Below are 19,631 nucleotides of genomic sequence, written 5' to 3' on the forward strand. Positions count from 1 at the left end.
GAGTGGGTACTATTATCCGTCCGTTGCGCTTTTCTCCTCTAGTCTGAAAGTGCTTGATTCGAGTGCTGCAACGATATTTTTATTGTCTACAGCTTGGGCCTCCTTTTCTGCCGCGATAATAATGAGGTTACTCACAACTTGTAATTGTGTGTCGGTCATTTTTGCAGCGGTGTGATCAACGAAATGCATTCCAGAGCTGTTTAAGTTTTGTCGTGCGTCGTGTTCCGTATTATAACGTGTTGCAAACGCAATTTTTTCCCCTAAAACCGAGTACATAAGGGTTTCTGCAGGGTAATTGAGATAATATTCTTCGGTTTCTATGCCTTCCTGGACTATAACACTTGTAATTGCAGTATTGCCTTTAGTAATTCCTAACTTTTTACGTTTGTTTTTGTTCATGGAGAGGATTTCTTTGCCACTGCTTGCTGTAAGAATCCCCATGCCGTAACTGCCGCTATTTGCTTTAATAAAAACAAATGGTTTCGACGATATCTCATACTTCTCGTAGTTTTTCTGGATCTTTTGAATTATTCCATCTACAACATTTGCGAGTCTTATAAGGCTTTCTTGAGTGTCGAAGTTGATGTCATTACAAGCTTCTGAATAAGCACACAATAACCATGGGTCTAACTCAAAAGTGTTGGAGAATTCCTCTACTGTTTTTTCATAATATGGGAAATACTGACTTTTTGTTCTTTTCCACCAACCTAATAGTGGGGAAGGAAGACACGGCTGCATCACTCCCAAGAGCATAGATGGGTCAAGTGAAATCATATCATTGTTCAGCACTATTAAATCTGGAATCACACCACTTTCCGTGATGATTCTTTTATCCTTCATATAAAAAGTTTCTGTGTTTATGTTTTCTATTTTCTGGTCACTAGGATTTCCCAGAATGACGGTATTTTTTGCATCCTCAAACAGTTCCTTCAGTGCACGAACGTTACTTAAGTAGTGTATATTCCGAGTATGCGTCTCTATGATCAGTAAAATTGTCTTTCCTGTATAGCGCTTATAAATCAGCCTTGTTGCAAGTGCCCGGCTTTCCTTATTGAGTAGGTGAAATCCAGCTGGAAAAACGTTTACATCTACCGGGGCAAGTTTAAATCTAGCACTCCTTATGTCTGCTGAGAGATACAACAACCCTCCACTAATTCTACTGCGGCACCACTGATGGATTTCCTCTATATTCGCAGAAACTCTTGAGAAATATCTATCCATTGAGAAGAGTGCTCCTTTAGGGATTTATTATGTCGCGAAGCAATTGTGTAAAAAGGGAGGAAGTGATTCTAGCATGGATTTTCACCTGTGTAAAATAACATTCTTACTCTGGAAAACTTTCCTAGGGCCACCCTGCCTGACAAACAGGCTTTCTGAGCGAAACTTAAGAACACCATTGTTCTAATGTGGTAGGTTTTCTTTTTGTCCGTACGAATTGAGTGTACTTGTAGAGTTCATATTTTGCTAGACCAGATGAAATTACAATCACTCTTCTACTATACTTGTCTCGTTGTAGAAATTTGATCTTACATAATGCATCCAATTTTGTTGAGTGATGACACCGTTGTTTCAGGCGGGTTGATCTAATGCCATCACTTGTTTGCAGAAAGAAGATACTCTCGCAAAGTTTATCTGCGCCGATTTTGAATAAGAGTGGAAGGTCCAGGATAACTGTACTCATTCTTCTCCTTCTACAGAGCTTAATGAACGCGTACATTTTTTCTCTAACTATTGGATGAACAATCTGTTCAATCTTTTCTAGTAGATTGGGTTGTTCAATAATACAAGAAAGAAGCTGCGTCCGATTTACTTCTCTTTGATTGTTTCTACATCCAAGAATGTCATTTATTGTTCTTATCAATGTGACGTTTTCCTTATAAAGTGTATGGACAACTTTATCTGCGTCAAATACTGTACAGCGCAGTAGACGGGACAAAATCGACGAAAAATATGTCTTGCCCGAAGCCATTCTTCCTGTAACACCGATAGCTTTCATCAACGGAACTGGGTCCTTATAATCTTGTCATATAGACTCTCGCTGGCTGCAAACAACGCGGAAACAGTCTTCTTCTTGTCTACAGAGATTCTTGCTCTTTCTACTTCTAAAAAGATTTGTGCATCTCCTGCAGCAATCACAGGCCTTTTATCATGGTGGTGGACCTTGATTTCTATTACACTATCTCTTGGTAGCACGAGACTCTTAAACCCTTTTGGTATAAATGAATTAATTCCGGTCAGAACAATGCAATGTGAGTTGAGCGATAATACTGCTCCACCCACAGCTGAGTTATATGCTGTACTTCCTACTGGGGTCGAGACGATCAATCCGTCTCCGACAAAATTTTCGGTAAGAGTTTTTCCATCTACCATTATCCCAAGCTTTGCTGCTTTTGTGTGGCTCCTAAGGAAATAACAATCATTTATTGCATTCACAACACTGCTGACGTTTTCACCGAAAAACTCCGCATTTAGAACGGGTAGGGTGTACATAATTGCACTCTCTACATCTTCGAGTAAGCGGTCTGGATGAAATTTATTCAGTAGAAAGCCAACGTTCCCACAATTTATCCCATAAACAGGTATCTGGTTCTCGATTGTGCTACGCAAAGTGTCAAGCATGAATCCATCACCACCTAGAGCGAGAATCATTGATGGGTTCGCTGCCTCTGGAGAATCAATGCATTTTATTCCGTAACGTGAATCAAGAAATGCGGCAACGGATTTTGCCTTTTCTGAGCCAGAAGAAGAATAAAACACCTTTATTGATCGTTTAACAATAAGAGGTCATTGAGCTTGCCGCTCTCGTCTAGAGCTTTTAGATCATCAAAGCCACCTATACACACGTCATTAATAAAAATCTGGGGAACAGTTTTCCTTCCACCGGATTTTTTTACCACAACTGCAGCTAGATCTGGCTTATTGGTAATGTCCACCACTGCGTATGAGATACCTTTCCTGTTGAGTAGTTCCTTTGCCTTGGTACAGTAAGGACAAGACTCCTTCACGTATATTACAGTCTCATGATTCATAGTGTGACCGTGATGATATATTGTGGCATTTATAAGCTCACATGATAGGAATATCAAGCTTTTTTAGGTTTTCTGGTTTGTACATGCATGTTGACGAGCTTTTTTAGGAACTTTAAGGTTGCCGATTACTACTAAGTAAGGGTTACACGATATATCAACAGAGTGATTTCGGAAATGTGCTGATAGCGCGTATCCTCAAAATTTATGGATTATCACTGACTCAAAGATTCACACTGCATCAACAGAGAAATGCCAAAAGTATTTACCTTTAAAGTTAATGAGTGCAAAGGCATCGCTATGTCGATTTGAGTGTACATGGAGATTATTTACCAATGCACACGCAAGCAATACGACATACTATTTCGGGATAGATAACGCGAATAGTGAAACGATCGTTAAAAACTGCAAAACTACCCTAAGGAACATTAGAGTATTTCCTAATTTTTTATTGCTCGCGAGTACAGACAAAACTCCGCCAACCAGAACAAGAAAAGTAACTAAGAGTAAAATCAAAAATAGGTACACAACTCCTAGTATTTAAGGAAAGTTCTTAATTTTATAGATCGACTCGGGCTTCTCATTTTCCTTAACGACTTTGATTCAATTTGTCTGATTCTTTCTCTTGTTACATTGTACAGTATACCTACTTGTTCTAGAGTGAGATTTGTTCCCCTATTAAGGTCAATTTTTAGAGACTTTAAGTAGTGCTCATCTTCGGGACTGTGCACACTATTACATAGTCCAAACCTATATCTCAGGATTTTTTCTTCTCTTGGGGAGAGCATTGCAAGTGCTTCATCCAGAACTTTCCTCAAGTTTTTTGAGAGAACTACATCCACTTGACTTACTGCGTTCTTATCTTCTATAAAGTCGCCAAAAGAACCGCTATTACTGTCATCGCCGACAGGTGATTCCAGACTGATCGGATCTTGATTCACCTTGAGTGACTTCTTAACCTTATCCGGAGAAATCTTGAGTAGATTTGCAATCTCCTCGACGGTAGGTTCTCTGCCATTGAGGTTGTATAGTCTCCTCCTCGTGCGCATTACCTTATTTGCAGTCTCGTGGATGTGTACAGGTTTTCTTACTATACTTCCACAATCTGCTATAGCACGGGTTATAGCTTGTCTGCACCACCAAGTTGCGTATGTAGAAAATTTATGTCCCCTTCTATGATCGAACTTATCTACTGCTTTCATCAGTCCGATATTTCCTTCTTGAATCAGATCAGGGAATGGCATGCCTCTATTGGTGTACTTCTTAGCAATTGAGATCACTAACCTTAGATTGGCTTCTACCATTCTATGTTTTGCCGCATTTGCATTATCCAGGTGAGTAGCAACCTTCCTACTTAGAAAGCTGATACTCTCGTAGTCCATTCCTTCACTTTTCTCTAGCTCTCTGACTGGAGAGAGGAATTCTTCGAGGGAGAAATGCGCGTCGCAAATATTGTGCTTCTTCAGGAGTTCGGACAGGACCTCAGTATTCAAGATGTGTACTTTACTTTTGATGAGGGTTGTTCTATCCACTCCGTGTTCCTCTAGGAATGTGAGGAGTACCTTCTTCTTTTCGAGAATAAGCTCGTTCTTTCTTCGAGTACTCTCAAAAAACTCAGCAAGAAGCTTTGGGTTGAGCTTAACTTGGTTTAGGTGGTTTACTGCAAGAGTGTGTAGCTCTCCGTATCCTGGGTCGAGTATCACCTCACCATCTACAATGTTTACCATCTGCCCTTCTTTCACTTTATCGAGCGCGGATGTGATGATTCCCCCGAGCTCTCCAAAGATTTCTAAGACCTTCTCCATGAGCTCTTCGTCAGACATCTGGTTTACTTCTTCCGGTTTGCCGTCTATGCCTTCAAAGAACTCATCTCCTTTGCTTGTTTCCTCAGTAAGCTCACTCTTTAATCCTGAGTCCGATTCTATCACTTCACGCAGCGAGATCGTGCCTTCTTTGAGTTTTGTTCCGAGGTCTATTATACCTTTCATTACTGAAGGGAAGAGCAAAACTGCAGAAAGCGACTCGAATTTTTCTGCTACAATAGCCTTTGCTATTTCCACCTCGTCATCCCTAGAAAGGAGCTTAACGTAGCTCATCTCACGAAGGTATAGCCTTACCGGATCGTCCGTGTGACCTAGTATATCAGCGGTTTCGTCCTCTTCTTCATCTTCTTCCTTGACTTCCTCACTGAGCTCATCCTCTTCATCTTTCTCTAAGATGCCTATGCCTGATTCTTCCAGCTTGCTTATTGCTTCTTCTATGCAATTCAAATTTTCAAAGTCCTCATCTGAAAATGAATCACTCAACTCACCGTATGTTACGAAACCTCTTTTTACTCCTTTGGTGATCAGGGCTTTAACAACTTGATGAAACTTAGAACTGTAACCTTTTATCATACGCTATAAACACAAAACGTCCCACACGCACACAGGAACGCGCAAGTGGGACGAAAATACTGGTGAAGACTAAAAAAAATTGCAAAAATCAAGGAAGGTACCTACACCAAACAGCCGTCTTTGATGATCAACTCTATTTCGCTAGCTTTAGAACGCAACATCCTATCCGAAACCGCCTGCATTATATCATTCCTGATGGTTCTTTCTATAGTTCTGGCACTTATTTTACCAGATGAGTGCCTAGCAACGAGGGATTTTACCACCTCATCCGTAAGTGTAAGCTTGATTCCTCTTTCTTCAAGTAGGGTACGAATCTCACTTGTGGACTTATTTATTATTTTTTCCACGCTATTTTTGTCAAGTGCATTGAAAACTATTGCAAGATCTAATCTATCAAGTAACTCCTTGTTGAAGAAGTTTGCAAATTGAGCTTCCTTGGTAGTCTTCTTGCCATTTTGAGTAAAACCAAGAGAATTATTCTCGATAAAACTACCTCCGATATTTGTTGTACAGACTATGATACAGTTCTTGAACTTGCTCTTTTTCCCAGTGCTATCTGTTATGCAACCATAATCAAGAATCTGGAGAAGAATATTTTGAAAATCAGCATGTGCCTTTTCTATTTCATCAAACAGGATAAGTGCACTGCCTTGTTTAAAAAGTATTTCAGCTATAAAGCTCCCTTTATCATGTCCTACATATCCTGGAGGTGCGCCTATTAGTTTGGAGACGGCGTGACCTTCCATATATTCGGACATGTCAATTCTCACAAACTGCATGCATAAATTTTTTGCAATTTGTTTAGCAAGCTCTGTTTTGCCGATGCCTGTAGAACCACCAAACAGGCACGAAGCTAAAGGTTTTTCCCCTTTTAATCCAAGTAATCCAGGCCTCAGTGAGTACACGACCTGCTCTATAACATTGTCTTGATCGAAAATTGTTGCCTTAAGGTTTTTCTCGAGTGAAGTGAGTATCTCCTCCACAGTATAATTTAACTGTGCAACAGGAATATTGAAACGCTTTGCGAGTGTCTCCCTGACATACTTAGTGTCTATTTTTCTATCGCGCCTTTTTTTGACATTGAATAACTCTGCATTGTACGATGCGCCCAAATCATCCATTAAATCTATAGCTTTATCGGGGAAGGCCCTACTTGGTATGTATCTGTGCGCTAGGTTTACTATCTCATTGAGGGATGCCTTCGTATAATGTACCCTGTGAAAATCCTCGTAATATGACTTTGTTCCATCAATTATGTTCAGTGTGTCACTAATAGATGGTTCTTCCACTTCTACACGCTGAAATCTCCTATCAAGGGCTGCATCTTTTTCAAAGTGTGTAGAGTATTCTCTATAAGTTGTAGCGCCAATACATCTGAGAGGACCCTTTGTCAGAAATGGCTTTAGAAGGTTTCCTGCATCAATAGAGCCGTTGCTTGTTGAACCCGCACCGACAATCGTATGTATTTCGTCTATAAAAAGTATTGTATTTTTATTGCTGGATATTTCATTCATGACTGTTCTAATACGCTCTTCAAAATCGCCCCTGTACCGTGTACCAGCAAGTAAAGAGCCTATCTTGAGTGCGTATACGCGTGTATTTCTCAGTTTCTGAGGAACATTACCGCTGACTATTGCATGTACTAGTCCTTCTACTATAGCGGTCTTTCCGACTCCAGGTTCACCAACGTAAATAGGGTTGTTTTTAGTCCTCCGTAAAAGAATCTCTATTGTCCTATCAATTTCTTTTTTTCTATCAATTAATTTGTCAATCTTCCCTTGAATAGCTAGCTCGTTCATATCCGTGCAGTATTCCTTTAAATTATCAAGGTCAGCACTTCTGAGTATATCTGCATTCGTAGTGCTCCTACTTTCGGTAGAGCGGCTTTTCTGGGACTTCATCATATGGGACATGAGCTCTACGAGTGTTATGTTGCTTTCCGTGAGAAAGGAGAATGCATAGGAATCTTGTTCACAGAACAGTTCGATCAAAACATGTAAACCTGTGATTTGTCCCAATTCCGCTATGTTCGCGTGGATTTTAGTTCTCTGTATGACGCGTCTTAGTCCAAGCGTCGGCTTTATCTGTGTAACATCAACACATCCATTAGAAAAGCGTGCAAAGAACTGTGCTGTGTTAAGAAAATGAATGAGCAAGTCCCTCAACTTAGCGAAATTCATACTTGAGTTGAGGGCAATTCTGGAAACTTCTTCATCTTCTGTGAGTGCAAGAAGAAGATGTTCCAACGTGACGTAAGAATGTGAAAAACTCCGTGCCAGGACAAGGGCGTTCTGGAGCGTATTCTCTAGACTAGGTGAGATCATTGTGTGAAAGGAGACAAAAAAAGGAACTATTCTTTAAGGGGCGAAATGCCCAGTTCCAGTCCGTGTGAACGAACAGATGGACCTAAATCCTGCATGATTGTTTCCGCAAGGTCAGAGTGATATGTTCCAAGAAACCATTCGCCCTGCTGCATTAGCGACTCACACAATGCTTCTACATCATTTTGTTTTAATTTCAGAGTTTCAGTGCCTAAACTTCTAACTCGTTTCAGATCGACGCTCGTAGAGGCTTTTTTAACAAACACCCTGTACAAGGATGGCTTTATTTCAACAACTTCAGATTCATCAAAACACCAACCCTGTTTTTTTTTGTTTATCATAAGCGCAAAGCCCGAATATCCTGCATCAATTCACTGAGATTCTACGCAAAATAGGTAAAAAAAATCCTATATAGAGCTGATCAAAGAAGAATTAAAAATTTCAAGTACTCTGTCGGCTTTTTGCAGAAATGATGGATCATGAGTTGCAAGAAATACCGCACTGCAATTTTCTTTAGCAGAACGACAAATCAAATCGAAGACGTCTTTCGCAGTATTTGGATCAAGATTGCCAGTTGGTTCATCTGCTATTATTAGTGCTGGTTTTTTTATCACTGCCCTTGCGACCGCTACACGCTGTCTCTGTCCACCTGAAAGTGTGTCGACCGATTGGTATGCGGTTTTCTCTAATTTTAGGAGCTCAAGCAGGTTCTTTGCTTTTTTTTGTGCAACCGCTTTTGGTGTTCCAGATATGAGAAGTGGTAGCATGACGTTTTCCAAGACATTGAGCTCGCTGAGCAAATGATGGAACTGATATATAAAACCTATTTTTTTTCTACGGAGTGCAGTGTCTAAGTAAGGAGCCTCTTTCCCGCAGATTTTCACCTTACCGAAATCCTGCTTGTCCAGCAATCCTGCAATTTGTAGAGTGGTAGTTTTTCCAACACCAGAGGCGCCGATCAATGCGACAATTTCTCCCGCGTAAATCTGCAGATTTGTGTTACGCAGTATTGGGATTTCATGCTGTGTTTTGTCTCTGAAGAATTTTGAAACATCACAGAACTCCAGTGCTAACTCTGACATGCAATAAGGTAGAGGTTCGACGTTCAATGATGTTGCTGTTGCAAGCAAAGATCAATATTACGGACTATATCGCAAATGAATAAAGCTTCTTTTGGATCACTTAGATTGCTAAATTAGGTCACCAAAGAATACCAAATGGTTGGGCGTCATTGTGTGCCTATGTTACTACATGTGACGAAAGCTGGTGTTTGCACTTTTGTTCTTTAGCAACTTTCACATTGTTTTGATGAGCATCCGATATTGTTTTAGTTGGAAAGTGTCAAAAGTGAGCGTAGTTCTTCTTGTCTTGCTTATTACCTATGTTCTTGGTTGTTTTATCTATCTATGCTCCTCTTTTGAAGGAAAATACCAACCTGATTGGAATATGATTCCGAGGAGGTGTAATGCCACAATTTCTTACTTTTTAGGAGGGAGTTGGTGCACGTTATATTAGAGTATGTCTTGTTTGCGTGAGCTAATGCTTTGAATCGTTCTTTGATCAGTTCTGTATAGAATTTATTGTGTCTCTACTGTACTTATCGCTGTGATGTCGTTTTGATGTGAGGATCTCTTGAGGCCAATTTCTTCCCCTTGTCGTTTTTATTCCATTATTCTGTATAGAGATAAACGTATTTTGATTTTCTATTATTTCTAGTGAGGCATATGTCTTTTTGTTGTCTGTCAGTGGTTTATCCATGTGAACAGAAAAGTTATTGCGTGTTCTGTTTTTTGGGTTCTTTGCAAAAGTGATGGTGATTGCTTTGCCATTTTTTGTGTACACATACGAGCCTTCTCGTTTTTCTATTCCGCTATTGAGAGTGTTGGATATTGTGCTTGCCTTGCATCCTGAGTACTGTAGCCATTTCTTTGCGATGAAATTTTGTGGGATTCTTGAGGCATTAAGAAAGTACAGGTTGTTGTCCTGTGATCGTATCGCGATATTCTTCTCTGAGATGAAGATGTCTGGTAGCGGTGAGAATTGTATCATCGCAACTCCAATCGCAATTGGGATTATACCTAGGTATCGCTTCCATGTTGTACCTACAAGAAGCAATAAGGTTCCAGTGACCATTACAAGCAATGTTATTCCAGAAAAGCCTTGCACTTCAAAGTAGCCTATGTGTAAGTGATTAAACGATTCCATGAGTCTTAGTAGTATTTTTATTTCAACGGAAAGAAGAGTGTATAAAAACTCGGAATCATATAAAGGCATTAGGAGTAGTATTCCAGCAAGTGTCGGTATGATTAAGAAAGATGTGAACGGTATCGCTATAGTATTTGCGGCCACTCCGATCACAGAAAGAGAGTGAAAGTGATATAAAACGAAAGGGGTAGTAGCGACAGTCGCAAAAAGAGAGGTTTTTATCACTCCTGATAGGTATGTGAGCGGTTTGAGTATGCTCTTGCAGAACGATTTTGTTTGGCCTTTGTGAAATGAATCAGTGAAGAATTTCCACAAACAGAGAAAAGATCGTCGCGTAGTATTGTTCCGGGGTTTGGTCTGATGTTTTGGTATTAGAGTGATTTCAGGTTGTATTACCGCGCTTAACTCCTGCATTTCGAATTTTGACTTTCCCATAAAGAGGGGAGTAAATTCTGCATGTGTGTACAAGGATGACTTTCTATTACAGAAGCATATTCCAAGTACAGCGAAGAATGACATTTGAAAACTCGGCTTAAATATACTTTCGGGGTATAAAGTGATTAGAACGGTTGCTGCAAAGATGATAGAACGTAATGTATCTGCTTTTCTATCTAACAGTATTGAAAGGAAAAAAGTGCAGATCATTATGCAGGCTCTCTGAGCAGATGTTTGCATTCCAGAAAGTTGCAAATAAAAAATACTCGATGCTACTCCAGCGATAACGGAAATCTTTTTTATGTCGTACTTGAGTGTTAGGTGTTCAGAAAATGCGCAAGCTCTTCTCATAAGGGAAAAGAAAAATAGCCCTACTAACCCCATGTGCAACCCAGAAATTGCTAATAAATGAGACGTTCCTGATTTTCTAAATAGCTCGTTTATTTTTGGATCTATTCCATCTCTTTTGCCTATTGTCAGTGCTAGGGCTATTTCGGAAGGTATTTCCGCCAAGTTGTATTTGAACTTTTCATGAATGACTTTTCTAATACGTGGAAAAATAGATTGGTGACCTGTTGATTTTACTATTGTGATTTTTCCGATGAGTCTTCCTGTAGCCCTTACGCCACTGAAATATTGAAACATGGCAAAGTCATAGCCTGACGGTGTTGCAGCACCTTGTACTGGCAGTATATATGCTGAAAAGTTTACTACGTCGCCCGAGCGTAGATCCGGTAGACTTTTTGTGGAATAGAGCTTTAAAGAACTCCCAGCATGTCTAATCGTGATTAGTATGCCAGTTTTTCTGGGTGAAAGACTTTGCACTATACCTGTCGCGTTTTGAAGGTATTGAGGTGTTTTGATCATCTCTGTATAAGAAACCAGCGTTCGAATTTCTGCGCTGATAAATCCCGCGGAAATTATGCCACTTACAAGTAAGGCGGTTCTGGCTTTTCTAACTATATAAGCCAAGCATAGCTGTACCCCTAGTCCAAATATTGTGCATACCAAATGATATGCTTTTGGGTAAAAAGTAGCTTCGAAGAAAAGTATAATCCCGATGCTCAATAGGAAGGGGGTCCACAGGAAGAGATTTATTTGATTCTTTGCAATCAAGATTTCTTTCTAAATTATCAATTGTTAACTATTTTGTTGCACCCACTCATAAATAGCGAGGGTTATCGCGGTAGTTTCATAGTAGATTTCAGGTGATAATCGACCGCTGGGAACATACTTATCTGTGAGTGAATGCACTTTTTTCAGGACAAGACCAGTTTTTATTCTGTTAGTGGCGAGAAGGTGAGAGCTTTTTTACAAGGGATCGTTACCTGCAATGTAGAAACACTAGAAGACTGTATTTATGGGTTGATACTGACCCCAAAGGGCAGGCTTGTTTGTGATCTGTTTGTGTACAGATGTTCGACAGAAACTGAACTTTTATTAGAAACCAACCGCTGTAATACGGAAGCACTCTTGAGGATGCTGGATCTATACAATTTCAAGAGGGGCATCACCATCCAAGAAAAAGCCTACTTTTCGTATGTAGGGATTCCCAAAGGTGCTGATACACGTGTTGCTCAACCTGAAGAAGGTAATCAATATACATGTAGGGGTCCTAGAACAAAAGAGTCAACGGGCGCAATACAAGATATATGCGAGTTTCTGGAAGTGTTCGAAGGAACAAGTGAAACGAAAACACAGTTGAGACTCATTAAGGAATGTTTGTTCTGTGTGCGTGATCCAAGAAATATAAACTTAGGCTTTCGGATTGTTTTATCAGGTTCTGAGTTTCCGGTATCGGAAAGTTGTTACGAAGAATACCAGCGAATAAGAATCATGAACAAGATTTCGGAGGCTGGAAAGGAGTTGAAGCCCAATATCTTTCCGTTGGAGTATGCAATGGATTACGCTTTTGATTTTAATAAGGGCTGCTACGTTGGACAGGAGGTAATTTCCAGGTTTAGGGTGAGAAATTCTATTGAGAGAGCCTTATTCTGTCTTCAGGTAGAAGAAGGAGCAGGTATCGAAGAGGGTGATAAGATATATCTAGGTGATGACATAGTTGGGTGTTTCAGTTCGTGTTGCAAGAATCAGGGATTAGCAGTGTTACCAAAGTATGTACTAGAACGGCGCGCAGGCATTAAACAAGAATCCGGCAAACCAATCGCAATTCTGGTGTAAAGAAATGAGATCTACTTTTTTTTGGTTAAAAATATGATATTATGGCAACCAAAACGCTAATATTATAATATTTTCGTTTTGATACTTGTAAAATTTTATCTAAATCAGTAGAGTCTGGTGTTGGTGCAGGTTAATTTATCGTTACTTGTTAGCACTTGGTTTTCGTATTTTGCCACTTGTGCTGGCTTGCATTGTAGGTTTTGTCGATCAGTGTTGCATTCTTCATGTTTCCTGGTCCAGGCAGAAAAGGTGAGTGGGGTGTGTTATATTCTGATTGTTTGGCTTGGATGTTTTTATGTCTTTTTCGCAGATCTTTACCAGTACTAGCACCGGTTCTGATTCCATATTAATGAGCTTGCTCCCGCTGGGGATTGTTTTTTTTGTGTTCTACGTATTTGTTATACGTCCGCAAAGCAAAAAAATAAGGGATCATCAGAGCATGCTTAAATCGTTAAAAGTTGGGGATCTTGTTATTACGACCAGTGGAATTAGCGGTACAGTTGCGAGGATAGATGAAAAAAATGACATGGTGCATCTTCAGATAGCTGAAGGGGTGATAGTGAAGATTTTGAAGAATTTTATTTCAGAGAAGAGATAGGGGTATATTGGAGTAATGACGAGAGTAAGTATTAATTTGGATAAGGTTGCACTCCTTAGAAATTCAAGAAGTACTGGAAGTCCCGATATCAAATATGTTGCGAATCTCGGCATTATGAGTGGTTGCAACGGAATTACTTTGCATCCCAGGGCAGATAAGAGACACGCTTTAGTTGAAGATGTGCAGACAATCCTCGGTTTGAGCGAAGTTGCTTGCGGAGAAGTAGAGTGCAATGTGGAAGGTGATCTAAGACCCGAAATAATAGAACTCGTGGCAAGCAGTCCTATACATCAGTTTACGATTGTCCCAGTTAGAGAAGGTGAGAGGACTACGGAAAGAGGTTTTTCTGTTGGAGAAAAAGAGGCACTTCTTAGGTCAACTATAGACGAGATTAAGAAGAAAAGAGGTGTGCGCATAAGTCTTTTTATAGAACCAGAACCTGCATCTGTGAAGTATGCTGCTGAGGTTGGTTGTGATGCCGTTGAGCTTCATGCTAAGTGGTATGCGCGTGCATTTTGTACTCATCGTGAGTCCGAAGAAATCAAGAGACTTCATTTTGCTGCACTAGAGGCGAGAAATCTTGGACTGAAAGTGAATTTAGGTCATGACCTCAGCCTGGTAAATATTTCGACTGTAATAAATAAGATAAAACCAGATGAGATTTCCATAGGGCATGCGCTTATAGTCGAATCATTCTTACAGGGTTTCTCAAGGACCTTGAGAAAGTATGTTTCTATTGCTAGGGGATGAAATAATGTCTGCCATTTCATTAATCTATGTGGTATAAAACTATAGCTGTAGTAGTTTTTCTGAGCGTCGATGAGTAATTCTTGTGATCTAACGGGCCACGGGTGGCAGAATGGTAATATGGTTTCCCATTCGAATAGAAAGACCAAAAAACGCTTTATGCCAAATCTTCAGAGAGTTACAGTTTTTAGCGATGTCCTAGAGCAAAAATTTAGGTTTAAAGTTTCTGCCAAGACTATCAGGACCATAGATTTTAAGGGTGGCTTAGATGATTTTCTTAGAAACACTAAGAATGCGAAATTAAGCAAGTCGGCACTAGCTTTGAAAAAGCGTATCATGAAGAAGGTGTCGGGTGATGGGACGGACGATAGAAAAGCCTAGGATTCGTATTTCTGCGGACAGTCGTGCTTTTCTCGAGACTTCTAGGCTTGTCAGTGCGTCTGGGTTAAACACTGTTTGTCAGGAGGCTGCTTGCCCGAACATTGCTGAGTGCTGGGGCAATAAACATGTCACCGTGATGATCTTGGGTTCTGTCTGCACGAGGGCTTGTAAGTTTTGTAATGTTGCGACCGGCAAGCCTGAGTTACTCGATCCACACGAGCCGGAGAAGCTTGCGTTGGCGGTAGCTAAGCTTGGCTTGAGGCATGTTGTGATAACTTCTGTTGATAGGGATGACCTTGACGATGGAGGTGCGGCGCATTTTGCAGACTGCATAAGAAAAATTAGAGAAACTTCACCTGGTACGACTATAGAAGTTCTTACACCGGACTTTCTTGGTAAAGTAGGTGCCAGGGACATTATAACAGCTGCAGCACCGGATGTTTTCAATCATAATATAGAGACTGTGCCACGTTTGCATCCTAAAATAAGAGTTAAGGCAAAATACTTTAATAGCCTTTCCTTATTGGAGGAGGTCAAAAGAAAAGATCCGCGGATTTTTACGAAGTCTGGCCTAATGCTGGGACTCGGTGAGGAAAAAGGTGAGGTTTTACAGGTAATGGATGACATGCGCGTGGCTGGGATCGACTTTTTGACCATTGGTCAATATTTGCAACCAAGCAAGAAGCACATAGAAGTGCAGCACTATGCAACAGATGAGGAATTTCAATATTATAAGGAAGCTGCGTACGCACGCGGATTTCTTATGGTTGCGTCAAGTGCTTTGACGCGTTCTTCCTATCATGCGGATGAAGATTTTTTGCGCCTAAAAAATGCTAGAGCTATGTCTTTGGCAAAGTTGGTCTAAATTACATGGCAAGCTACGGTTTTGTACTATACATAAGTTTGCATTTAAAGTTATCTCTGCAATGCATTGTTTAGAGTTACGTTGTTTAAGTGCTCAGAATACGATCTAGATGGCAAAAGCAGTGTTGGTAAGACTTTTCCGTTATTGATGTGTTGAGAAATGTCTGGACGGTATTCATATCGTGATTGCAAAATTCTCCCTTTTAGCGCCTATCACGCCTTTGCGATTGTCCTTGACGTGGTACGTTATCCGGAGTTTATACCTTGGTGCGAAGAGATACGGATTATTTCTAAGGAGGAAGATACGATTCGTGCTGAAGTGATGATTTCGTTTAAAGGAATGCGCTCAAGCTATATTTCTGTAATAAAATTCTTGCCTCCAACATCTGAGAAGGGTGGCCGCATAGAAGTCAGATCGACCGAAGGTGTATTTAAGCACCTATATACCCTGTGGGAATTTTATCCACAAGGAAGCTCTTCAAAGGTATCATTCTATATAGAGTATGCATTGAGATCGAGGCTTATAAATTCTATGGTTAGGTTTATGTATAATGCTGCCCAGAAAAGAATAATAGAAGCGTTTGAGCAAAGGTGCAGGACAGTAGTAAATTCATACGAATCATCTCAGAGTGATAAGTAAAGAATCGTTCATAGTATCAAGGAACGAGCTTCTGCCTCACGACAGGATTCATAATAGGATAGTCTTGAGAATTTTGCGTACAAGTTACTCGGTATGAAATTTAGTATTTTCTCATTGTGTACTCCTTCATTATTGCTGCGGCAATTTCCTCAACGGATCTGTGTGTGACATCTATAACTGGCCAGTTATTTCTGACGAATGTTTTACGTGCATTTGTAAGTTCTTCCAAGATTTGTTCTCTGTCGGCATAAACTGGGTTATCGTAGTTTTGTGACACAGAGAGTCTTGCTTTTCTTATTTCTACCAGTCTATCTGGGTTTATGATTAGCCCTACTATGAGGACATTTTCTAGAGTAGTGAGTTTCCCTGGTAAGGGTATATTGTTCACAAATGGAATATTCGCGACTCTATAGCCAAGATGTGACAAGTAAACACTGGTTGGAGATTTTGAGGTACGTGAGGGGCCCACTATTATGATGTTTGCATCATCAAGATCCCACGTGTTTTGACCATCATCATGCATTAGGACGTAGTTCATTGCATCAATCCTAGCGAAGTAGTCCTCGTTAAAAGTTTGATATTCTTCTTTACTTGCATCTATTGGTTCGATTCCTAAATATGAAGAAAGTTCCCTTATTACGCGTGAAAGCACTGCTATACAGGGGATTTTTCTCTTCTGGCAGAAATCTTTTAATGTGTCTCGTATTACCCGTTCCCTTACTGAGTAGAGTACAAAGGAATTTCTCCCAATATGTGAAAGGACCTGTTGTAATTTCTCAATGTTTGTCGTAGACGGCCATAGATGGTGTTCTGCGGAGACCAGATGTTCGAATCTTTCTAAAGATGCCCTCGAGACCGCAATTAATGCATCCACTCCATAGTCCGAAATTAAATGTACATTCAGTTGTTTCATTGTCGTTGTTGATTTATACTTTCCGTCTAGTTCCACGCGCTGTTCCGGCTATCAGTTACCAGATTTTACGCGCCCTTAGCTCAGCAGGATAGAGCAACAGCCTTCTAAGCTGTGGGTCAGAGGTTCGATTCCTCTAGGGCGCAGACCATATTGTTTTGGCTTGCACTTTTATTTATCTAGCCTATCTTCCACTATTTGGTGACCTTAGTTTTTTATATTCGAGTGATTTAGCCGTCTTTGGAAACAGTCTCGTTGTTGCTCTATTTACTATCTCAGGACTTGTCTTTTATGTACCTTGACCTTAGAAGAAGTGTTTGCGATCTTACAGAGGTTACTGTGTATGCAGTTTATTAATCTCGTGTTGTGATTCTGTTTTAAAGTTTTCACTTGAGTACTTATGTCTTTTTCAGGGATGTTGGGATAGCCTGTTCACCACTTGTTGATAATTTTTATTTAATCTCGTACAGGCATGGACTGGGCTATTTCTGCTTTAGATGAATTGCTCGGTTTCCTGGATTTACAAAGCCTTTTTTTTAGATTACAATGGGCTCTCGTTTGTGTGCCTTCTTTCGTCCTATATTTAGTTTTCTAAAAAAGTTCGTTGCAGGGAAACGGAGGGATGTGACTGCTCAGGATGGTTCTTTCCTTGCAAAGTTAGACAGTATATACGTAGAGGACATAATGGTTGAGCGTTCTAAGATTGTTGCGCTTGACGTTTCTGCAAAGAGTGAAGAATTGCTGGAAGTCCTGAAAAATATTAGTCACAGCCGTCTGCCAGTCTTTGAAGGTAATCTAGACAAAATAATTGGATTTATTCATCTAAAAGATGTGTTGAATCGTGTAGGCACCGTTTTTGATGTAAGGGGTGTTTTGCGCAAAATTATCTGTGTTCCCCCTTCGATGAAGGTTTCTGGATTGCTGGTAGAGATGAAAGCTGCTCGTGTTCATTTAGCGGTAGTTGTAGACGAATTTGGTGCAACCGTTGGTGTTGTTACAATGAAGGACATTGTTGAGCAAATATTTGGAGATATTCAGGACGAACATGGAGTTGATGCTGAGCCGTTTTTTCTCTGTGTTGGTAGTGGTAAATTTAAAGTCTCGACTGAAATTGAGATGAAAGAATTTCTTGATAAATCTGGCCTAGAATTAGAAGCAGGTCATGGTTCCAGGACTTTAGGCGGTTACATATTGAGTATTGCTGGAAAAGTTCCCTTGGTTGGGGACGTTATATCTTCTCCTGAGGGAGTGGAATTTACGATCTTAGACGCAGATAATAAAAGGATTGGCGTAGTTTTAGTTGATGCTTCTCGCGTCGTGAGCTAGTCCGGCGTGTCCTCTGATTATCAATTCTTGTACACAGCCTTTTTTCTATGATGTGTCATTCTCGCATTAGTATTATAATAGTGAGATAGAGTGCGATTAACTTGGAGGGTTGAATGCAAGGTAAAATAGGCCAGTTCGCGCTAACTGCAATTCGTATGGGCAGAAGGGTCGGTAGTGCTGTGGTGAATACTGGCAAGACCGTTCTTCTTGCGACTCCACGTAAGATGAAACTGGGTATCGCAGAGAGATTTGGTGGTTTCATCAGTGGTGCCAGGGACTGGGAAGTCTTACATAAAGCTAATACTAATCGTTTTACCAAGAAAGCCTTAGGAGCAGATTGGGCCAGCCATACAAAGACTTTGGATGGAGCAAAAGATGTTGCGTTCAATGTGCCAAGGGCTCTGGTGCCGGAGGATAAGATACATGCTTTTGAAGGTTATCTGAATGCTGTTGCAAATGGTGAGGGGATAGCAGAAGCACGAGAGAGAAATCAAGGGAATTCTCTGTATCTTCTTCATGCAGAGTTTATTGAGCTGGGTGGCGGTGTAGAAGTTAGAGAGAATAGTAGAAACAACCAAGCTGAGCTTGTGATCAAAATTCCACTGTGCGCAAGCAAAGAAGAATTTCGGCAGCGAGTTGCAAAAGCTATAAAAGCCGCGGGAATAGAGGATTCATACTCGGTTGACGAGGCTACTGAAAGGTTATGGAAGCCACAAGACGCAGGCTTTAGCAAAAACAATGATGCTACACATTGTGATCATGAGCATTCTCCTGAACATGTTAATCCTTATGATTCAGTCAGTCGTGAGGAGGTTTATGATTCTCCTAGACCTCAGAACATATATGATCCGGTTAGCTCTGAAAGACCAAGCAAGGCAAGTAGTATGCCTAATCTCCACATGGTAGAAAGGGAAACGCCTACACCTCCGACTAAATCACAGTCTGTGAGTAATCTGCAAGAGGCTATTCAGGCAGTAAGGCTAAGACCAGTTGCAACTCATGAAAAGACTGCAATCGTTAATGCTGCAGCTTGTCTTTCAGAGATGCTAAAATATAGGAATCTAGATGTGCAGGGTGGCCTCACAGAGGAGGATTTAGATAATTGTAAGCGCGTTGTAGGAGAGATGAGGTCCAGTGGTGCTTTAGACCTTTCGGATAGTCAGAGAGCCGCTATGGCCAGGGACCTAGTAGCGAAATTACAGGCGTTCAAGGTAGATTGTCAGCGAAAAATTTCAGACTTGGAACGTGGTGATTGTGATGGTCAGGGAAGCAGTGTGGATCCACTGCCGCAAGCAACGACAGACCAGATTAAGGTCCATGAATCCGCAGTGAAAGCTGTTGAAGATTTAGTCTGTGCGATTGCAACTCTTCCTTCTTTAGCAAGTCATTGCAGTGTTGCGCCGGTGCAGTCTCCTTTTCAATCTTCGCTTGCTGGGGCGCTTTTGAGTGCGACTTCTGGTATGCCAATATGTGATATAGACGAGGCGCAGAATCTAGAGCATGCTCCCTCTCATACTCCGGAAAGCGCGGGACATGTTGTGCATGGACAAGGCAAATAGGTTAGAAGGAAGTGTTGCCTTTCCTGCTGTTCTCTACTGAAC

Annotated in this window: 19 protein-coding genes and 1 tRNA gene; 9 read left to right on the forward strand and 11 right to left on the reverse strand. The window is 40.7% G+C overall.

Annotated features, from left to right (window positions below; genetic code table 11):
- Window positions 1–12: 12 nt before the first annotated feature.
- The 10 genes from gshA to AS219_RS01270 form a co-directional block, all read right to left on the reverse strand.
- The gene (gshA, locus tag AS219_RS01230; RefSeq protein WP_067978998.1) at window positions 13–1,221 is read right to left on the reverse strand and encodes a glutamate--cysteine ligase; all 1,209 of its coding nucleotides are present in this window, start codon (window positions 1,219–1,221) and stop codon (window positions 13–15) included.
- A gap of 163 nt (window positions 1,222–1,384) precedes the next feature.
- A complete protein-coding gene (gene coaE, locus AS219_RS01235) occupies window positions 1,385–1,996 on the reverse strand; it encodes a dephospho-CoA kinase (RefSeq protein WP_067979000.1) in 612 nt (203 codons plus the stop codon).
- Complete coding sequence (locus AS219_RS01240) at window positions 1,996–2,757, reverse strand: NAD kinase (protein WP_067979003.1); 762 nt, start codon at window positions 2,755–2,757, stop codon at window positions 1,996–1,998. The genes coaE and AS219_RS01240 overlap by 1 nt, the downstream gene beginning before the upstream one ends.
- Before the next feature lie 2 nt (window positions 2,758–2,759).
- Entirely contained in the window at window positions 2,760–3,029 is a 270-nt protein-coding gene (gene grxC / locus AS219_RS01245) for a glutaredoxin 3 (RefSeq protein WP_067979006.1), read from the reverse strand.
- Between the two features lie 357 nt (window positions 3,030–3,386).
- Window positions 3,387–3,554 carry an HIG1 domain-containing protein gene (locus AS219_RS04095; RefSeq protein WP_369814140.1) on the reverse strand — a complete coding sequence of 56 codons (168 nt, stop codon included), beginning with the start codon at window positions 3,552–3,554 and terminating at the stop codon, window positions 3,387–3,389.
- Window positions 3,555–3,559: 5 nt separating this feature from the next.
- Window positions 3,560–5,422, reverse strand: coding sequence for a sigma-70 family RNA polymerase sigma factor (locus tag AS219_RS01250; protein WP_067979009.1), 1,863 nt, complete (start codon window positions 5,420–5,422; stop codon window positions 3,560–3,562).
- A 101-nt stretch (window positions 5,423–5,523) separates the two neighbouring features.
- A complete protein-coding gene (locus AS219_RS01255) occupies window positions 5,524–7,746 on the reverse strand; it encodes an AAA family ATPase (RefSeq protein WP_067979015.1) in 2,223 nt (740 codons plus the stop codon).
- A 26-nt stretch (window positions 7,747–7,772) separates the two neighbouring features.
- Window positions 7,773–8,084, reverse strand: coding sequence for a hypothetical protein (locus AS219_RS01260; protein ID WP_067979018.1), 312 nt, complete (start codon window positions 8,082–8,084; stop codon window positions 7,773–7,775).
- A 66-nt stretch (window positions 8,085–8,150) separates the two neighbouring features.
- The gene (locus AS219_RS01265; protein ID WP_067979021.1) at window positions 8,151–8,825 is read right to left on the reverse strand and encodes an ABC transporter ATP-binding protein; all 675 of its coding nucleotides are present in this window, start codon (window positions 8,823–8,825) and stop codon (window positions 8,151–8,153) included.
- A gap of 478 nt (window positions 8,826–9,303) precedes the next feature.
- Window positions 9,304–11,250: a ComEC/Rec2 family competence protein gene (locus tag AS219_RS01270; RefSeq protein WP_231861812.1), complete on the reverse strand. Its 1,947-nt coding sequence runs from the start codon at window positions 11,248–11,250 to the stop codon at window positions 9,304–9,306.
- A gap of 381 nt (window positions 11,251–11,631) precedes the next feature.
- On the opposite strand from AS219_RS01270, the gene AS219_RS01275 reads away from it, so the two are divergent.
- From AS219_RS01275 to AS219_RS01300, 6 genes are all read left to right on the forward strand, one after another.
- Window positions 11,632–12,564, forward strand: coding sequence for an aminomethyltransferase (locus AS219_RS01275; protein ID WP_067979028.1), 933 nt, complete (start codon window positions 11,632–11,634; stop codon window positions 12,562–12,564).
- 295 nt (window positions 12,565–12,859) lie between these two features.
- On the forward strand, window positions 12,860–13,162 hold the full coding sequence (gene yajC / locus AS219_RS01280) for a preprotein translocase subunit YajC (protein ID WP_067979031.1): 303 nt from the start codon (window positions 12,860–12,862) through the stop codon (window positions 13,160–13,162).
- A 15-nt stretch (window positions 13,163–13,177) separates the two neighbouring features.
- The gene (locus tag AS219_RS01285; RefSeq protein WP_067979035.1) at window positions 13,178–13,912 is read left to right on the forward strand and encodes a pyridoxine 5'-phosphate synthase; all 735 of its coding nucleotides are present in this window, start codon (window positions 13,178–13,180) and stop codon (window positions 13,910–13,912) included.
- Window positions 13,913–13,981: 69 nt separating this feature from the next.
- Entirely contained in the window at window positions 13,982–14,290 is a 309-nt protein-coding gene (gene rpmB, locus AS219_RS01290; RefSeq protein WP_067979038.1) for a 50S ribosomal protein L28, read from the forward strand.
- A complete protein-coding gene (gene lipA, locus AS219_RS01295; RefSeq protein ID WP_067979041.1) occupies window positions 14,265–15,155 on the forward strand; it encodes a lipoyl synthase in 891 nt (296 codons plus the stop codon). The genes rpmB and lipA overlap by 26 nt, the downstream gene beginning before the upstream one ends.
- Before the next feature lie 159 nt (window positions 15,156–15,314).
- Window positions 15,315–15,794 carry a type II toxin-antitoxin system RatA family toxin gene (locus tag AS219_RS01300; RefSeq protein WP_067979044.1) on the forward strand — a complete coding sequence of 160 codons (480 nt, stop codon included), beginning with the start codon at window positions 15,315–15,317 and terminating at the stop codon, window positions 15,792–15,794.
- Between the two features lie 100 nt (window positions 15,795–15,894).
- Here AS219_RS01300 and AS219_RS01305 read toward each other — a convergent pair whose 3' ends face one another.
- Window positions 15,895–16,707, reverse strand: a complete 813-nt coding sequence (locus AS219_RS01305) for a pyruvate, water dikinase regulatory protein (RefSeq protein WP_067980440.1) — start codon at window positions 16,705–16,707, stop codon at window positions 15,895–15,897.
- A gap of 69 nt (window positions 16,708–16,776) precedes the next feature.
- On the opposite strand from AS219_RS01305, the gene AS219_RS01310 reads away from it, so the two are divergent.
- The 3 genes from AS219_RS01310 (at window position 16,777) to AS219_RS01320 (ending at window position 19,589) form a co-directional block, all read left to right on the forward strand.
- Window positions 16,777–16,850, forward strand: a tRNA-Arg gene (locus AS219_RS01310).
- Window positions 16,851–17,250: 400 nt separating this feature from the next.
- Window positions 17,251–18,030, forward strand: coding sequence for a CBS domain-containing protein (locus tag AS219_RS01315; RefSeq protein WP_231861813.1), 780 nt, complete (start codon window positions 17,251–17,253; stop codon window positions 18,028–18,030).
- Between the two features lie 113 nt (window positions 18,031–18,143).
- Complete coding sequence (locus AS219_RS01320; RefSeq protein ID WP_067979047.1) at window positions 18,144–19,589, forward strand: hypothetical protein; 1,446 nt, start codon at window positions 18,144–18,146, stop codon at window positions 19,587–19,589.
- Window positions 19,590–19,631: the final 42 nt, after the last annotated feature.

This window comes from Neorickettsia sp. 179522, from assembly GCF_001593535.1.
GTDB lineage: Bacteria > Pseudomonadota > Alphaproteobacteria > Rickettsiales > Anaplasmataceae > Neorickettsia > Neorickettsia findlayensis.

Excerpts from the sequence above, each read along its gene's own strand:
- gshA (WP_067978998.1), bottom strand. The coding sequence starts at position 1,221 with ATGGATAGATATTTCTCAAGAGTTTCTGCGAATATAGAGGAAATCCAT.
- coaE (WP_067979000.1), bottom strand. The coding sequence starts at position 1,996 with ATGAAAGCTATCGGTGTTACAGGAAGAATGGCTTCGGGCAAGACATAT.
- grxC (WP_067979006.1), bottom strand. The coding sequence starts at position 3,029 with ATGAATCATGAGACTGTAATATACGTGAAGGAGTCTTGTCCTTACTGT.
- AS219_RS01250 (WP_067979009.1), bottom strand. The coding sequence starts at position 5,422 with ATGATAAAAGGTTACAGTTCTAAGTTTCATCAAGTTGTTAAAGCCCTG.
- AS219_RS01255 (WP_067979015.1), bottom strand. The coding sequence starts at position 7,746 with ATGATCTCACCTAGTCTAGAGAATACGCTCCAGAACGCCCTTGTCCTG.
- AS219_RS01260 (WP_067979018.1), bottom strand. The coding sequence starts at position 8,084 with ATGATAAACAAAAAAAAACAGGGTTGGTGTTTTGATGAATCTGAAGTT.
- AS219_RS01265 (WP_067979021.1), bottom strand. The coding sequence starts at position 8,825 with ATGTCAGAGTTAGCACTGGAGTTCTGTGATGTTTCAAAATTCTTCAGA.
- AS219_RS01270 (WP_231861812.1), bottom strand. The coding sequence starts at position 11,250 with ATGATCAAAACACCTCAATACCTTCAAAACGCGACAGGTATAGTGCAA.
- AS219_RS01275 (WP_067979028.1), top strand. The coding sequence starts at position 11,632 with ATGCACTTTTTTCAGGACAAGACCAGTTTTTATTCTGTTAGTGGCGAG.
- yajC (WP_067979031.1), top strand. The coding sequence starts at position 12,860 with ATGTCTTTTTCGCAGATCTTTACCAGTACTAGCACCGGTTCTGATTCC.
- AS219_RS01285 (WP_067979035.1), top strand. The coding sequence starts at position 13,178 with ATGACGAGAGTAAGTATTAATTTGGATAAGGTTGCACTCCTTAGAAAT.
- rpmB (WP_067979038.1), top strand. The coding sequence starts at position 13,982 with ATGAGTAATTCTTGTGATCTAACGGGCCACGGGTGGCAGAATGGTAAT.
- lipA (WP_067979041.1), top strand. The coding sequence starts at position 14,265 with ATGGGACGGACGATAGAAAAGCCTAGGATTCGTATTTCTGCGGACAGT.
- AS219_RS01300 (WP_067979044.1), top strand. The coding sequence starts at position 15,315 with ATGTCTGGACGGTATTCATATCGTGATTGCAAAATTCTCCCTTTTAGC.
- AS219_RS01305 (WP_067980440.1), bottom strand. The coding sequence starts at position 16,707 with ATGAAACAACTGAATGTACATTTAATTTCGGACTATGGAGTGGATGCA.
- AS219_RS01315 (WP_231861813.1), top strand. The coding sequence starts at position 17,251 with ATGGGCTCTCGTTTGTGTGCCTTCTTTCGTCCTATATTTAGTTTTCTA.
- AS219_RS01320 (WP_067979047.1), top strand. The coding sequence starts at position 18,144 with ATGCAAGGTAAAATAGGCCAGTTCGCGCTAACTGCAATTCGTATGGGC.